This is a genomic window from Ruegeria sp. BF12, from assembly GCF_056538705.1.
Window position 1 is genome coordinate 41,039 of sequence record NZ_JBQFTP010000003.1, and the last position, 15,997, is coordinate 57,035.

At 59.0% G+C, this 15,997-nt stretch carries 13 protein-coding genes; 8 read left to right on the forward strand and 5 right to left on the reverse strand.

Annotated elements, in window-relative coordinates; translation table 11 throughout:
* Positions 1 to 16: 16 nt before the first annotated feature.
* Entirely contained in the window at positions 17 to 637 is a 621-nt protein-coding gene (locus tag ACR0J0_RS05830; RefSeq protein WP_480662003.1) for a pyridoxamine 5'-phosphate oxidase family protein, read from the reverse strand.
* Between the two features lie 11 nt (positions 638 to 648).
* Entirely contained in the window at positions 649 to 1,113 is a 465-nt protein-coding gene (locus ACR0J0_RS05835; RefSeq protein ID WP_480662005.1) for a nuclear transport factor 2 family protein, read from the reverse strand.
* 302 nt (positions 1,114 to 1,415) lie between these two features.
* Between ACR0J0_RS05835 and ACR0J0_RS05840 the strand changes: the two genes are divergently transcribed.
* Entirely contained in the window at positions 1,416 to 1,982 is a 567-nt protein-coding gene (locus ACR0J0_RS05840; protein WP_480662007.1) for a TetR/AcrR family transcriptional regulator, read from the forward strand.
* Between the two features lie 123 nt (positions 1,983 to 2,105).
* Positions 2,106 to 3,263, forward strand: a complete 1,158-nt coding sequence (locus tag ACR0J0_RS05845; RefSeq protein ID WP_480662009.1) for an acyl-CoA dehydrogenase family protein — start codon at positions 2,106 to 2,108, stop codon at positions 3,261 to 3,263.
* Between the two features lie 166 nt (positions 3,264 to 3,429).
* Here ACR0J0_RS05845 and ACR0J0_RS05850 read toward each other — a convergent pair whose 3' ends face one another.
* A complete protein-coding gene (locus ACR0J0_RS05850; protein WP_480662011.1) occupies positions 3,430 to 4,320 on the reverse strand; it encodes a LysR substrate-binding domain-containing protein in 891 nt (296 codons plus the stop codon).
* 96 nt (positions 4,321 to 4,416) lie between these two features.
* Between ACR0J0_RS05850 and ACR0J0_RS05855 the strand changes: the two genes are divergently transcribed.
* From ACR0J0_RS05855 to ACR0J0_RS05870, 4 genes are read left to right on the forward strand one after another with little or no spacing between them, the layout of a single operon-like run.
* On the forward strand, positions 4,417 to 5,583 hold the full coding sequence (locus ACR0J0_RS05855; RefSeq protein WP_480662013.1) for a pyridoxal phosphate-dependent aminotransferase: 1,167 nt from the start codon (positions 4,417 to 4,419) through the stop codon (positions 5,581 to 5,583).
* A 23-nt stretch (positions 5,584 to 5,606) separates the two neighbouring features.
* Positions 5,607 to 7,799 carry a dehydrogenase E1 component subunit alpha/beta gene (locus tag ACR0J0_RS05860; RefSeq protein ID WP_480662015.1) on the forward strand — a complete coding sequence of 731 codons (2,193 nt, stop codon included), beginning with the start codon at positions 5,607 to 5,609 and terminating at the stop codon, positions 7,797 to 7,799.
* Entirely contained in the window at positions 7,796 to 8,830 is a 1,035-nt protein-coding gene (locus ACR0J0_RS05865; RefSeq protein WP_480662017.1) for an ACP S-malonyltransferase, read from the forward strand. Before ACR0J0_RS05860 ends, ACR0J0_RS05865 begins: the two co-directional genes overlap by 4 nt.
* Before the next feature lie 39 nt (positions 8,831 to 8,869).
* Entirely contained in the window at positions 8,870 to 10,141 is a 1,272-nt protein-coding gene (locus ACR0J0_RS05870; protein ID WP_480662019.1) for an NAD(P)/FAD-dependent oxidoreductase, read from the forward strand.
* Positions 10,142 to 10,143: 2 nt separating this feature from the next.
* Here the strand turns inward: ACR0J0_RS05870 and ACR0J0_RS05875 are convergent, their stop codons facing one another.
* Complete coding sequence (locus tag ACR0J0_RS05875) at positions 10,144 to 10,845, reverse strand: SDR family oxidoreductase (RefSeq protein ID WP_480662021.1); 702 nt, start codon at positions 10,843 to 10,845, stop codon at positions 10,144 to 10,146.
* 13 nt (positions 10,846 to 10,858) lie between these two features.
* Here ACR0J0_RS05875 and ACR0J0_RS05880 point away from each other — a divergent pair, with 13 nt between their 5' ends.
* The gene (locus ACR0J0_RS05880) at positions 10,859 to 11,800 is read left to right on the forward strand and encodes a LysR substrate-binding domain-containing protein (RefSeq protein WP_480662022.1); all 942 of its coding nucleotides are present in this window, start codon (positions 10,859 to 10,861) and stop codon (positions 11,798 to 11,800) included.
* Here the strand turns inward: ACR0J0_RS05880 and ACR0J0_RS05885 are convergent.
* Complete coding sequence (locus ACR0J0_RS05885) at positions 11,791 to 12,693, reverse strand: LysR family transcriptional regulator (RefSeq protein WP_480662024.1); 903 nt, start codon at positions 12,691 to 12,693, stop codon at positions 11,791 to 11,793. The two genes, ACR0J0_RS05880 and ACR0J0_RS05885, sit on opposite strands and share 10 nt — an antisense overlap.
* A gap of 75 nt (positions 12,694 to 12,768) precedes the next feature.
* Between ACR0J0_RS05885 and ACR0J0_RS05890 the strand changes: the two genes are divergently transcribed.
* Positions 12,769 to 15,981 (forward strand): reductive dehalogenase, encoded by a 3,213-nt coding sequence (locus ACR0J0_RS05890; protein ID WP_480662026.1) that lies wholly within the window; start codon positions 12,769 to 12,771, stop codon positions 15,979 to 15,981.
* Positions 15,982 to 15,997: the final 16 nt, after the last annotated feature.

Here is a 15,997-nt window from a genome sequence, read left to right on the forward strand (position 1 = left end):
CACCGGCCGGGTGGGATCAGGACAGTCTTGCCAGCTTTTGCTTTAACTTTTCGTTTTCAGCCTGAAGTTGGGCCAATTGCTGTCCCAGCGTGTTGAGATGGGGGCGCAGTTCCGCTTCGGTAAAGCGAGGTGTGATGTGGCGCGGGCAATTCCAGTCCAACCCCTCGACCCGGATGATGACGGCGCGTTCGGCTGGGGCTTCGGCGCCTTCAGGGTAAAGACTGGCCGCGGCGGTCTCACCTTCTGTGAACTCGACCCGGCCCAGAATTTTCAGACGACGCTGATTGGCGTAATCCATCAGGATCATCGCGATCCGGTCATTTCCGTCCAAATTCCCGCGCGAGATGTATTGTTTGTTGCCTGAAAAATCGGCGTACCCGATTGTTTTCGGCCCCAGAACCTTGAGAAAGCCTACCGGGCCACCGCGATACTGAACATAGGGCCAGCCGGTCTCAGAAACGGTAGATTGGTAAAACCCGTCCCGCGCTTGGATAAACGCCTTTTCGGCTTCACCGATTTCATGACCCTGCTGCGGGCCTCCCTCAATGAATTTGGCGTAGGTATTGGCCGATCCCATCCGTTCCTGATGCGCGCGAACGGTGGGGGTGAATGTCAGTTCGGAAAAGGCGCGGGGCATGAGATGTCCTTTCAAAGTCCCAGTTCGGACAAGCCGGGGTGGTCGTCGGGGCGGGGGCCTTGGGGCCAGAAAAACAGGCGTTCGTCTTCGGATATCGGCAAGTCGTTCAATGACGCGTGCCGTTCAGCCATTCGGCCGTCTTCGGCAAACTTCCAGTTTTCGTTGCCATAGGATCGGAACCACTGACCGCTGTCGTCGCGCCATTCATAGGCATAACGTACCGCGATGCGGTCACCTGAATGGGCCCACAACTCCTTGATGAGCCGATAGTCCAGTTCCTTGCGCCATTTGCGTGTCAGAAATGCGTGGATGTCTTCGTGCCCGCTCAGAAATTCGGCCCGATTTCGCCACTGACTGTCGTCGGTATAGGCCGGGGTCACGACATCCGCGTTGCGGCTATTCCAGGCGTTTTCCGCCATGCGCACTTTCTGTGTTGCGGTTTCCAGCGTGAATGGGGGCAGAGGAGGGCGGTTCATTTGCGGGTCTTTCACGTCAATGAGGCTGCAATCAGGGCGATGGTCAAAAGCAAGGGGACGTACTGAGATGGAAAGGGTCTGGCGCGGCGTCGCATATGATTGCTCCGGGGTTTACTGATCGGTACATCTTTGCACATATGTGTACTGAACGGTAAACTTTTTCAAGTGCCAAACTGAAGATATTTGGCCTCTCAGTTGATGGATCTTCGGATGGTACAGCAAAAACAAAAGGTTGAGCCGACAGTGTTGCAGAAGCCGCTAAAGCACATTATGTACCGATCAGTACGCGTAGGAGCCAGAAAATGCGCCCAAACAAACGTGACGAGCTGGTCCGAAAGGCTCTGCAGGTCTTTTATCGTGACGGGTTTCACGCCACCGGTATGGACAAGCTGGTGGCTGAGACAGGCGTGTCCAAAACGTCGATGTACAAGCACTTTCGTACCAAGGAAGAACTAATCTTGGCCGCCTTGCGTCTGCGAGATGAGAATTTCCGCAACTGGTTTCTTCGCCGGGTCGAAGAGCTTGCGGATTCCCCGGCCGAGCAGCTGATTGCCAGTTTTGATGCGCTTGGCGAATGGTTTGAGGAGGACGGCTTTCGCGGTTGCATGTTCATTAAGGCCGGAGCCGAATACCAGGACAAGGATCACCCGATCCATGCGCAGGCGGCTGAACACAAGCGAGTGCTGCTGGAGTTTTTCACCGATTTGGCTCGTAAGGCGGGCGCGCGTGACCCCAATACACTGGGGTGCCAGTTGTTGTTGTTGCAAGAGGGCGCGATCGTCACCGCGGTTCTGGTCAAAAGTTGTGATCCAGCGCAAGACGCCAAGGCAGCGGCGCGGATTTTGGTGGAAAACGCCTTGGCTCGGTAAGGTTACAGCCTGCAAAATCTGGAATCCGGGCGGAAAAGACGTTGCGTTGCAATCCGTTGGATGGGTTGGTTTGCGGGGTGTCCAAAGTTACCCTGACCGAAATCTGAGTCGGGAGAAACCTACATGTCGCTTTTCACCTCCACAGCCAATTGGGTCACCGAGGAACACCAGATGTTCGCCGAAATGGCGAACCGGTTCATGGACGACGAGCTTGTGCCCAATATCGAGCGTTGGAACGAGAATGGCGTGGTCGACCGCGAGTTCTGGAACAAGGCCGGCGACATGGGGCTGATGGCTGGCGCAATCCCTGAGGAATATGGCGGCGTAGGCGGTGGGATCGGTTTCGACGCGGTCACGCTGTACGAGCAATCCGCGCGTGGGGACTCGGGCTGGGGTTTTGGGATTCAATCGATCGTTGTCCACTACTTGACCGCCTATGGTAGCGAGGACCAGAAACAGAAGTGGTTACCCCGTCTGGCATCAGGAGAACTGGTTGGCGCGTTGGCCATGACCGAACCGGGGACCGGATCTGACGTGCAGTCCATTCGCACGACGGCAGACAAAGATGGGAATTCCTATCGTCTGAACGGGTCCAAGATCTTCATCACCAACGGGCAGTCTGCAGACCTAATTCTGGTGGCTGCCAAGACCGACAAAACGATGGGGTCCAAGGGCGTGTCCCTGATCGCCGTCGAAACCGAGGGAGCGGAAGGATTCCGCCGCGGGCGCAACCTCAAGAAACTCGGCATGAAAGCCAATGACACGGCCGAACTGTTCTTTGAAGATGTCAAAGTACCCATGACCAACCTGCTCGGCCCGGAGGAAGGCCAAGGCTTCTATCAGATGATGAAGCAGTTGCCGTGGGAGCGTCTGACAATCGGCATCATGGCTCTGGGTGCGATCGATTTCGCGATATCCGAGACCGTGCGTTACACGCAGGAACGCAAGGCCTTTGGTCAACGTGTGATGGATTTCCAGAACACGCGTTTCAAACTGGCCGAGTGCAAGACCAAGGCCGAAGTTCTGCGCAGCTTCGTCAACGATTGCATCGCTCAGCTACAGGCGGGTACTTTGGATGCGGCGAAAGCCTCGATGGTGAAATACTGGGGATCCGAAGTGCAGAACGAGATCATGCACGAGTGTCTTCAGCTGTTCGGTGGCTACGGGTTCATGATGGAATACCCGATCGCCCGCCTCTATGCGGATGCGCGCGTCCAAATGATCTATGGGGGCACCAACGAAATCATGAAGGAACTGATCGCCCGTTCTCTGGACAAATAAGGCACCGACGGATCTCCCGCCCGTCGTCAACGTTTTTTGCAAAACGTCTCCTTCCGTTGGGCCAGGCAGACGCGGGCGCAGCCCGCGCCTGCCTGGCACTTCCCGCCGTCCGCAGGACGCACGGCCGAAGGCCGCGCAGGGTGAGGGGCTGGTATTGGGATTGCCGTCAGGTTTGCCCGACTTGGTCTTGGAGCCACAATCGAAATGATTTCAGCGGCTCGGATTCCGGTCGCGCGGTTGGCCAGACCAAAAAGAACTCTCCAAGGCTAACGCGTGGCCCTTCCCAGGCCGGAACCAGCCTGCCGGTTTTCAGGTCTTCTTCGATGAGATAGCTGGGCAGAAGCGCCACGCCCAAGCCGTGGATAGTAGCCTGTACCATGGTCGAGAATTGGTCAAAAAGCATTCCGCGCATCCCCGATGCGTCGTGCCCCTGAGCGGCAAACCATCGTTCCCACGCATCTGGTCTGGTTTCCAGGTGCAGGAGGGGCGCTTTCATCAGCCAGCTCAAATCCTGCCGCTCAGCGGGCAGAAGGTCCGGCGCGCATACCGGTAGTACGCCTTCGCGCATGATCGAAAGGTAGTTCACCCCCGCCCAATCCTTCTGACCAAAGTGAATGGCGGCGTCAAAGTGCTCAGCCTCGAAATCGAACGGCTTGAGGCACGTGCTCAGGTTCACGGTCACTTCCGGATGGCGGCGCGCAAAGTCTTGCAGTCGCGGGGCCAGCCAGTGCATTCCAAATGCGGGCAGGATCGACAGGTTCAGCGATCCGCCGGTTGGGTTGGCCTTTAACTTTAGGGATGCCTGCGCCAGTTGGTTCAACGCCGTGCGGGCGACCTGAACATAGTCTTTTGCTGCCGGTGTCAGGTGCAATCTCATTTGGTTGCGTTGAATAAGCGCGACACCCAGCTGTTCCTCCATGGACTTGAGCTGCCGGCTGATCGCACTTTGGGTTAGCGACAATTCTTCCGCTGCCGCCGAGGCACTACCGAGGCGGTCAACTGCTTCAAGGGCCAGCAGTGAGGGGATTGAGGGCAGGAACCGACGTGGCGCTATCATATGACTAATCCTCATACCTTTCACACGGAATATCACTGGCAATTGCCGCCTGCCAGCCCGATACAGACATAGACCCCAACAGTTCGGATGTGACCGATGACACTTGTGAGCAGCATTGAAGAGTTTCAGCCTTCGGAACGGCTGAAAGGGATTGAGCTATCGGAAATCGTCAGGATATCGGAACAGGCAGCTCGTCTTCGCGCGCAAGGCGTGGATGTGATTGCGCTCAGCACGGGGGAACCCGATTTTCCGACGCCACCGCATGTAGTTGAGGCTGCCCACCGCGCGGCGATTGAGGGCCAGACGCGTTACCCTGCAACGGCTGGAACGCAGACGCTCCGCGCGGCTATTGCATCCCAGGCTCACGTGCAGTCAGAAAACGTGATCGTGTCGACAGGTGCCAAGCAGGTTCTGTCAGGCGCGATGGTGGCGACTCTGAACCCCGGCGATGAGGTGATTACGGCCGCGCCGTTCTGGACAAGCTATGCGGATATGGTCAGGCTGGCAGGTGGAGTTCCTGTTGTGCTGAGCTGCCCGGCCTCGCAGGGTTTTAAACTGACGCCGGAACAACTGGAGGCCGCGATTACCCCGCGCACGCGGTGGCTGCTGCTGAATACGCCGTCGAATCCCACCGGGGCAGTCTACACGCAGGCGGAACTGCGGACGCTGGGTGCGGTCTTGCAAAAGCACCCGAAGGTTTGGGTGATTTCAGACGAGATTTACCGGCACCTTTCTTACGTCCCGTTCACACCGTTTGTGCAGGCCGTCCCCGAGTTGGCGGACCGAACCTTGATCGTGAACGGCGTATCCAAGGCCTATTCCATGACGGGCTGGCGTATTGGGTGGGGCATCGGGCCCGCCGCATTGATCAAGGCGATGATCGCGGTGCAGGGACAAATCACCTCTGGTGCGTGTTCAATCGCGCAAGCGGCTGCTTTGGAGGCGATAACCGGTCCGCAGGAGGTTCTGAAGGAACGTCGCCACGCGATGCAGGCGCGTCGGGATCTTGTTGCCGAGGGGCTGAATGCCGCGGGGCTGGAATGTGCTGTTCCAGACGGTGCGTTCTATGTCTTTCCCAAAACGCCTGAGAAAATGCCCGTAGATCACGAATTCTGCCGCTATCTGCTTGATGAGGCGGGTGTGGCGCTTGTGCCCGGGCGCGCGTTCGGGATGCCTGGACATCTGCGCCTTTCTTTTGCCTATGCCACTGAAAGCCTGCAAGAAGGGGTGCGCCGTATCGCGGACGCCACCGCCAAACTGTAATCAAAGGAGACCGGGATTATCCAATGGACCGCGCCCAGATCGTTCACGAGAATTTCCTGACACGGGTCGCCAAGCGCGACTTTCCCGAAGGGGCTAACCCTCAATCTGGACTGAGCAATACGGACGCCGTGTCGCTGTTTCGGTCGCAGGTTCTCAGCCGTGCGTTGGACCGGACCAGCCGCGCGATGCAGAAAGCCGGGCAGGGGTTCTACACCATCGGCTCTTCGGGGCACGAGGGGATGGCGGCCATCGCCCACGCCCTGCGTCCGACAGATATCGCCTTTCTTCACTACCGGGACGCGGCATTTCAGATAGCACGGGCAGAACAGGTGCCGGGCCAGCAGATTGCGTGGGATATGTTGCTCAGCTTTGCCTGCTCGAAAGAAGACCCGACGTCGGGCGGCCGGCATAAGGTGCTGGGGTCCAAGGCACTGACGATTCCGCCCCAAACCTCGACCATCGCCAGTCACTTGCCCAAGGCGGTAGGCGCGGCCTATTCACTGGGTGCGGCGCGACGGCATGCCCCGGAACACCGCGAGCTGCCCGAGGATGGGATCGCAATGTGTTCCTTCGGCGATGCCTCGGCCAACCATTCTACTGCGCAGGGCGCGATCAACACGGCAGGCTGGACTAGCGTGCAATCGACACCCTTGCCGCTGTTGTTCGTGTGTGAGGACAACGGAATTGGCATCTCGGTCAAGACACCGAAAGGCTGGATACAAGCGTCGATGGAGCATCGACCGGGGATCAGGTACTTTCAGGCCAATGGTCTGGACATCTATGACACCTACGCAGTGGCAAAGGAGGCAGCCGAATATGCCCGGACCCGCCGCAAACCGGCGTTCCTGCACCTGAAAACCGTTCGCCTTTATGGCCATGCTGGGGCAGATGTGCCGACCACCTACCTTTCCAAGTCCGAGGTTGAGGCGGATGAGGCCAACGATCCGCTGCTGCACACCGTGCGCCTGTTGGATCAGGCGGAGGCGCTGACTCCGGATCAGGCGCTGAAAATCTATCAGGACACGTGTGATCGGACCGACCGGATCGCTGCCGAGGCCGCAGCCCGACCGCATCTGGCCAATGCATCCGAAGTGATGGCCAGCCTGATCCCGCCAAAACGAACCTGCAAACCCACCAACGGTCCCAGCGCCGAAACGCGCGCCAAGGCCTTTGGCGGAGACATGCGTGCGATGGATGATCCACAACCCATGAGCCGCCTGATCAATTGGGCGCTGACCGATCTGATGCTGGAACATGGAGAGATCGTCTGCATGGGCGAAGATGTCGGTCGCAAAGGCGGCGTTTACGGCGTGACCCAGAAGCTGCAGCAACGTTTTGGCCCGGATCGGGTGATTGACACTCTGCTGGACGAGCAGTCCATTCTGGGGCTGGCTATCGGCATGGGGCACAACGGGTTTATTCCGATCCCCGAAATCCAATTCCTTGCCTATCTGCACAATGCCGAGGACCAGATCAGGGGCGAAGCTGCGACTTTGCCGTTTTTCTCGAACGGGCAGTTCACCAACCCGATGGTCCTGCGGATAGCCGGGCTTGGATACCAGAAAGGCTTTGGTGGCCACTTCCACAACGACAATTCGCTGGCTGTTCTGCGGGATATTCCCGGTGTGATCATAGCCTGCCCGTCCACAGGTGCTGACGCGGCGCAGATGCTGCGCGAATGCGTGCGCCTAGCGCGCGAAGAGCAGCGGGTGGTAGTCTTCCTCGAACCCATCGCGCTTTACCCGATGCGCGATCTGCATGAAGCGCAGGACGCCGGGTGGATGACCACTTATCCATCGCCAGATCAGCGCATCGCGCTAGGTGAAGTCGGCGTGCACGGCAACGGCACAGATCTGGCCATCGTTACCTATGGCAACGGGCACTACCTGTCCAAACAGGCTTTGCCTGAACTGGCGGCCGCCGGTCTAAAGCCCCGGATCATCGATATGCGCTGGCTTTCCCCGCTGCCCGTAGTTGCGTTGCGCGAAGCCACCAAGGGTTGCAAGCACATCCTGATCGTTGACGAATGCCGCCGCACAGGAAGCCAGTCCGAGGCTTTGATGACCTTCTTCAACGAAGACAACGGGGATATCCCGACGGCGCGCGTTGTGGCCGAAGACTGCTTTATCGCCACTGGCCCCGCCTATGCCGCACCGTTGCCGTCAAAGGATGGAATTGTCACAGCTGCGCTCAAACTGACCGGAGGCCGCGCATGACCCGCACTGCAGTCGTCATATGCCCTGGTCGGGGCACTTACAACAAACCGGAACTGGGATATCTGCACCGCCACCATGCGGATCGGATGGAGTTGTTCCGAGACTTTGATGCAATCCGCGCCGAGGTCGGGCAGGATGCAGTGACCGCGCTGGACGGCGCGGCACGTTACACAGTCTCCAAGTATTCCCGCGGAGATGTCGCCTCACCCTTGATCTATGCCGCCTCGCTGGCGGACGCGCAGGCGCTTGCGGACGATATCGAGGTGGTCGCGGTCACCGGAAACTCGATGGGTTGGTATATTGCGCTGGCCGCTGCCGGAGCACTGTCTCCAAAGGACGGATTCCGAGTTGTAAACACGATGGGCACGCTGATGCAGGATCACCTGATCGGTGGTCAGTTGGTTTACCCCTTTGTTGGTGACGACTGGGCTGACGACGCTGCCCGCAAAGCTGACCTGCTGTCGGATGTACGGGGGATCAATGCGATGGATGGGCATGATCTGGCGCTGTCCATTGATCTGGGTGGAATGCTGGTCCTGGCGGGTAACGAAAAGGGACTGAAGGCGTTCGAAGCCTCACAACCCACGGTGCAGGATCGTTTTCCGATGCGTTTGGCGAACCATGCCGCGTTCCACACGTCCTTGCAGGCTCCGGTCGCGGCTGAGGGGCGGGCGAGATTGGGCGCTGATCTGTTTGGTCAGCCCGAGCAAGCCTTAATTGATGGGCGTGGGAAGATCTGGTGGCCCGGTGCTACGGATACCGAGGCATTGTGGGATTACACGCTTGGGCATCAGGTGACCGAGGCCTACGACTTTAGCCGTGCAATTCAGACTGCGGCGCATGAGTTTGCACCCGATTTGTTCATTGTCACCGGCCCCGGCGCGACTTTGGGAGGTGCGGTGGCGCAGTCTCTGGTGCTGGCGGATTGGCGTGGTATGGGCGACAAGGCGGCGTTTCAGGCAAAACAGGATGCGCAGCCTTTCCTGATTGCCATGGGACGTGACGACCAACGGGTGCTTGCAACCGGCTGACGGTGCCCTGATGATCCGCGCAAACTCAAGGAGCGTGAAGTGAGCGACCACGACCAGTCCCTCTGGCTGAAAACCTGCCGCGAGCACGTCGACCCCAGCGTTTCGACCCGTGACGTCTCGGTTGATCTGGCGATCATAGGTGGCGGCTATACCGGTTGCTCCGCAGCTCTGACCGCCGCGAAATCCGGGGCGTCCGTCTGCTTGCTTGAAGCGCAGGAAATCGGGCATGGCGGGTCCGGGCGCAATGTCGGGCTGGCGAACGCAGGGCTGTGGTTGCCGCCCGCTGAAATTCGCGCGCATTTGGGAGATGAAGCAGGGGATCGCCTGATTGACCTGTTGGCAGCGGCGCCGTCAGAGGTTTTCGATCTGATCGACCAGCACGGGATAGACTGCGAGCCTGTGCGCAACGGCACTTTGCACTGTGCGCATTCTGCTGCGGGCTTTCGGGATCTGAAAGCGCGCCAAGCGCAGTTGAGCGCCGCTGGCGCGCCGGTTGAACTCCTGTCTGCCGAGCAGGCAAGTCAGCGCACAGGCAGTGCGGCCTTTCATGGCGCTCTGTTCGACCCGCGTGCGGGGACGATACAACCGCTGGCATACGTGTATGGGCTAGCCCGCGCTGCTGTTGAAGCGGGTGCGCAGGTTTTCACGCAAAACCCGGTTCAGTCGATGCAACACGTGGATGGCGTTTGGGTGCTGAATACGGCAAAGGGAACGGTGCACGCCAAATCAGTGGTGCAAGCCACCAATGCCTATCACCGCGAACTGACCGCCACGGCCCCTGCTTATGTGCCGGTCTATTACTTTCAGTACGCCACGGCCCCGCTGTCGGACAACCTGCGGGCCAGCGTCCTGCCGGGGGGCGAAGGTTGCTGGGATACCGGCCTTATCATGACCTCGTTCCGAATGGATCAGGAAGGGCGGTTTGTCATCGGGGCTATGGGTGATCTGGATCAGGCAGGCGGAACGATTCATAAAAGCTGGATCAAGCGAAAACTGGCGCAGCTCTACCCGCAATTGGCGGATCAGCCGTTGATCGAAGGATGGCATGGGCGCATCGCCATGACTTCGGATCATATTCCGAAGATTGCACAGATCGGCCCAAATGCCCTGTCAATTCACGGCTATTCGGGACGTGGGATCGGACCAGGTACCGTCTTCGGTCGCCTTGCTGCAGAAAGCCTGCTGAAAGACGACCAGAGTATATTGCCCGTGCCCGCAGTAACGGACCATCGCGAAAGCTGGACCGGCCTGCGCCGCGCGTATTTTGAAACCGGCGCGGCGCTGACCCACTTTATCAAGGCTCGGTTCTGACCTCAGACCGCGCGAGTGATGCCGCCGTCGACCCGGATGTTCTGGCCGGTGATATAGCCGCCGCCCTCGGAGGCCAGCATTGCCACGACCGAGGCGATTTCGTCATAGCTGCGTCCGTAGCGGCCCAACGGGATGCGGGCGCGGAATTCTTCTTTCTCAGGCAAGCTGTCGATGAAACCGGGCAGGACATTGTTCATACGGATGTTGTCAGCAGCATACTGATCCGAAAAGAGCTTGGTGAATGCGGCCAAACCAGCGCGGAACACGCCCGAGGTTGGGAAAACAGGGTCAGGCTCGAACGCGGCGAAGGTCGAGATGTTGATGATGGACCCGCCGCCCTGAGACTGCATGATCGGTGTTACCAGACGCGTCGGGCGGACAGCGTTCATGAAATAGATGTCCATACCGGTGTGCCAGTCTTCATCCGTTAGCTCCAGTACTGGCGCGCGCGGTCCATGACCGGCCGAGTTGACCAGAACGTCGACCCGCCCCCAATGGGCCATCGCCGCATCAACCAGCTTTTGCAGATCGTCGTTGGACTGGTTCGACCCGGTTACGCCCACTCCGCCCAACTCGTGGGCCAGGGCTTCGCCTTTGCCCGAGGAGGACAGTATTCCAACCTTGAACCCGTCCGCGGCCAACCGCCGGGCTGAATCCGCGCCCATGCCACTCCCACCAGCCGTAATCAGCGCCACTTTGGTCATGTGAATTCTCCATATGTCGATCGTACAAGAATGGGCCCTGCTGGTCGGATTGACCAATCAGTTCTGCTGGCCTTATGCTGTAGAAAAACTACTGGGTTCTGCGATGACCGCTCTTCCTCCACTGAACGCACTTCGGGCTTTTGAAGCGTCGGCGCGGCACCTGAACTTTCGTCTGGCTGCAGAAGAGTTGGGCGTTACGCAGGGTGCGGTTGCCCAACAGGTGCGGGGGCTTGAGGCCCGATTGGCCATCCAATTGTTTGACCGACTGCCACGCGGTCTAGCCCTGACCGAGGCAGGGCGGCGAATTCATGCGCCGATGCGGCGGGCCTTCAGGTTGATCGAAGAAGCTGTCGAAGACCTGTCCGGCGACCGACAAATTACCATCTCGGTGACGCCTAGTTTCGCGTCAAAGTGGTTGGTCCCGCGATTGCAGAACTTTACCGAGCAGCACCCGGACATTGCGGTTCAGGTCGACGCGCGGGAACGCCTGGCGAGTTTCAAAGGCGACGGCGTAGATATAGCGGTCCGGCAAGGGCGCGCGCCGTTCGGGGCCGATCTGACCGCAGAGCCGCTTTTCTCAACAACTTTCGTTCCGGTCTGCAGCCCCAAAATCGCAGCAGACATTGCCCAGCCTGCCGACCTGCTGAAGCATATGCTGTTGAATGACACGCACGGCTTTTGGCCGCTGTTCCTGCAGCGCGCAGGCGTCTCGGGCAAGCCAAGGATCATGAGTTTCAGCCAAACCAGCTTGGCAATTGACGCGGCAGTGTCGGATCAGGGGGTGGCGCTGGCCAACGAACCTCTGGTTTCAGCACAACTTGCCGCAGGGCAACTGGTGCGCCCGATCCCCGACGAATTGGTCGAGGATCTGGGGTTTTACATCATAACCCCCAAACAACCCCGCCAACCGGCGCTTGTCGCACTGATGAAAGACTGGCTGCTGTCTCAGGCCTGAAGTGTACCTGCGATCCTTTCGATCCGGTCCCGCAACCAACGATGTGCCGGGTCGTTGGATGACCGTTGGTGCCAGACCATGTAGATCGAGACAGGCTCACATTCGAAGGGCAGGGGCGCACAATCCAGCGATGCCAGCGGGCCATGTTTCATCAGCGCAGTGTCGGTTGAAATCAGATCGCTGCCCCTCACAAATGACGTAATCGCATTGAAATGCGGAAGGATCACGGTGGGTGGCCGGATCTGGCTTTGATCGACGCCTCGCATTACCGCGCGCGAGCTGCGCCCATCTGCAAATCGCACCTCGACATGTTCGGTGACACAATAGGTTTCCCAACTGCCCGGAGGAGATCGCCGCGCGCCATCAAAAAAGATCATCAAGGGGCTGCTAAGGATACGTTTCTGAAAGATGTCCGGCCCGTCCGGAGGGAGCGGGGTCAGCATCAACTGACACCGATCACTACGCAGCAGGTCCGGGTCCGGAACCCCGGACGGAATAAAACCTAGTCCCAACCGTACGCCTTCGGCCCGAACCTCTTGCAGCAGCTGCGGGAAGATCAGTTCCCTTGGCATGTCGTTTGTAGCGATCTGAAATGTCATCTCTTCTGAAAGCGGATCAAACGGGCGATCTTCAGTCAGCGCGCGCATTCCGTCCAGCACATGTTGCACCGGGTCTTTCAGCGATAATGCGCGCTCGGTCGGTGTCAGCCCTTGTCCGGATCGCACGAACAGCGGGTCGCCCAGAACCGACCGTAGCTTGGACAACGTATGGCTGATTGCCGATTGCGTCACGCCCAGTCGGTCGGCTGCCTTTGAGACGGAGCTTTCCTCGAGGATGGTTAGAAACACCCGCAGGACTTTTCCATCCAAATCCGTAAAATCAGTTTTGTTCATACTGTCTATGACTATTCATGAATGGATTTACTGTCCACTGCACATTAGGTGACAGTCAGAAACAGGAGGCGCGCAATGGGGATCCGCTTTTTCTCGGACAAGAACCGACCGGTCCACATGGGCCCCTATCCGCTGGAGCGGTTGGCGCGGCAAATTGCAATGCCGGACTTTTCGTCCCTAAAGCCTATGCCAGCGCTGAGTTTCCATCGCCCGGATCAGCCCCAAAGCATCGTCAACGCGATGGGCGAATTTCAGGCGATGATGGACGCCATCCGGGACGGTTTTGTAAACCCGGTTATGTCCGAGATTCCAGCGGACCCTGCCACACGCGCCGATCACCTCAAGGCGTTTGGATACTTCAACGATGCGTCGATGATGGGCTGCGGTCCGCTTCCGAACGATGCGCTGCTGCCCGAACCGCGGCGCAACCCTGATATCGACCGTCTGGCCCATGCGCTGCGCACTCGGCAGACCAAGACGCTGGCCTCGGGGATCGACCTGATCATGGCCGATCTCAAGGAAAGCATGGAGGCCGCGCCCAAGCCGATGGACACGCACCGCCATACCATCGTCTTTCTTTATGAGCACAACCGCGACCCCGACCCTGATGAGCCGGGCACGGATTGGATCATGGACGCGCAGGATCACCGTGCATGTTTGCTGGCGACCGAGAATGCCGTCGTGATAGCTAATTACATCCGGCTGCTGGGGTTCGACGCGCGAGCGCATACCTCGATGTCCTCGGAGGTCGATCTGGGTAAGCTGGCGGTGGCTGCGGGTCTGGCCTCGATTGAGGATGGCGAGGCCGTTGTCCCGTGGTTGGGCAAGCGTTTCGGTCTGGCGGCTGTGACCACCGAGATGGAGATTGCGCATGATCAGCCGTTGCGGCCGATGGCGCAACAGCCGTGGTTCCGTACGCAGGGCCCGTCGTGGTGGTTGGGAACAGGGTTTGCCAAGAACGCGCTGAACCGCGATGCCTACGCCAAACGACGCTATGTGGACGGGGCGCATCCGTTCGAGAAGCTCAGGCGCGTCGATGACCCGACAACTTATATTGACGAAGAGAATGTCGCTCGTGTGCCCAAGCGCGCTGACATGTTTGCCCGCGCACAATTCGGGGATATGGGCAAACCGCTGCAGGATGCAGCAAAGGGGGGGCACTATGTGCGCAAGGCCGCCCCCAGTTTCGCGCAACGTCGTTCACTTGGGGCATTTGTGTTGCTGCAGGATGGCGACAGCACAAATGGCCCGTGTCCGAGCGATGCGTCCCGAAATGCCGCGAACATCAAGGCTGCGACCTATTTCCTCGGCGTCGATGCCGTGGGCCTCAGCCGCTGCCCGGAATGGGCGTGGTATTCCCACGACGCCACCGGTGAAGTGATCAACCCGTCCCATGATCAGGCGATCAGCATGATCATCGATCAGGGCTATGAGACCATGGAAGGCGCCAGCGGTGACGACTGGATCAGCGTTGCCCAGTCTATGCGGGCCTATCTGCGTTTCTCGTTGCTTGGTGGTGTGATCGCACAGCAGATCCGTAACCTTGGTTACAAGGCTAAGGCGCATACTGTGATGGATGGAGAGGTGCTGCAGCCGCCCTTGCTGTTGCTGTCGGGATTGGGAGAGGTCAGCCGGATCGGTGAGGTTATTCTAAACCCCTATCTCGGGCCGCGCCTGAAATCCGGTGCGGTGACGACCGATATGCCGATGGAGCATGACAAGCCGATCGATTTTGGACTGCAGACCTTTTGCGAAAGCTGCAACAAATGCGCGCGCGAGTGCCCCTCGGGCGCGATTACCGCCGGGCCGAAACTGATGTTCAACGGCTATGAAATCTGGAAATCCGACAGCCAGAAATGCGCGACCTACCGCGTGACCACGCCCGGCGGGGCAATGTGCGGGCGATGCATGAAAACCTGTCCCTGGAACCTCGAAGGTATCTTCAAGGAAAGGCCGTTCCGCTGGGCGGCGATGAATATCCCTCAGGCCGCGCCGGCATTGGCGAAGCTGGATGACGCGGTGGGCAATGGCGGTCTGAACGACGTCAAGAAATGGTGGTGGGATATCGAGTTACAGTCGGACGGTGCCTATCGCCCGACGCAGCATCCGCTGAACCGGCGTAACCTGCGGACGGACCTGGACCTGAAATACGAAGATCAGACGCTTGCCGTTTATCCCGCCTATCTGGCCCCACATCCCTGGCCGTATCCCTTTATGATGGACCGCGAGGCCGGGATCGCAGCCTATCAGGCGATGGTAACTGCCGAGGAATACAAGTCCCGCAAGGCGGGCGGAGACATGTCTGTTGTGCATCGGTATCAAGTCGCCGGGGATGCGCCTGTCATGCGGGTCGAATTGACCAAAGCCGACAAGATGACTGCCGATGTTACGAAATACGAATTCTCATCGCTGGACGGTGCGCCCCTGCCGGGATGGACAGCGGGCGCACATCTGGATGTGCTGGTCGCGCCTGAGTTCCTGCGCCAGTATTCGATGTCGGGCGATCCGTCTGACAGGTCTGTCTATCAGATCGGCGTCTTGCGCGAGGATGAAGGGCGGGGTGGGTCTGCCTTACTGCATCGAATTTTCAACGAAGGGCGCAAGGTTTTCATCTCGAAACCCATCAACCACTTCGAACTGGATGAGGGTGCAACCAAGACCTTCCTTATGGGAGGTGGCATCGGAATCACGCCGATGATCGCCTTTGCGCATCGCCTGTACGCGCTGGGCAAACCGTTCGAGCTGCATTACTCGGCCAGCACACGCGCCGGGGCCGGGTATCTGGACGACCTTGCGGCAATGCCATGGGCGGACCACTTGCATTACCATTTCTCGGACGAAGGTACGCGCGCCGATTTGGATGCGATCTTGTCGAACTATCAGGAAGGATGGCACGTATACACGTGCGGGCCGGATCGCTACATGGACGCGGTCATCGCGGCGGCTGAGCGGCAGGGTTTCCCCGAGGAGGCGCGTCATCTGGAGTATTTCTCAGTTCCCGAGCAGCCGGAATACGAGAACCACCCATTCACTCTGAAGCTGGCAAAGTCGGGTAGGGAACTGACTGTCCCGCAGAACAGAGACGCCGCTCAGGTGCTGAACGAGGCCGGTATCCATGTGGATGTCAAATGCGCAGACGGCATCTGCGGGGTCTGCAAATGCGTGGTAATTTCCGGCGATATCGAACATCGCGACTTTGTCCTGTCGAACAAGCAGCGCGAGGATGCGATCATCCTGTGCCAAAGCCGCGCGGCTGAACCTGAAGGCGTGATTGAACTCGACCTCTGATCTGAAGTCTGAAAAC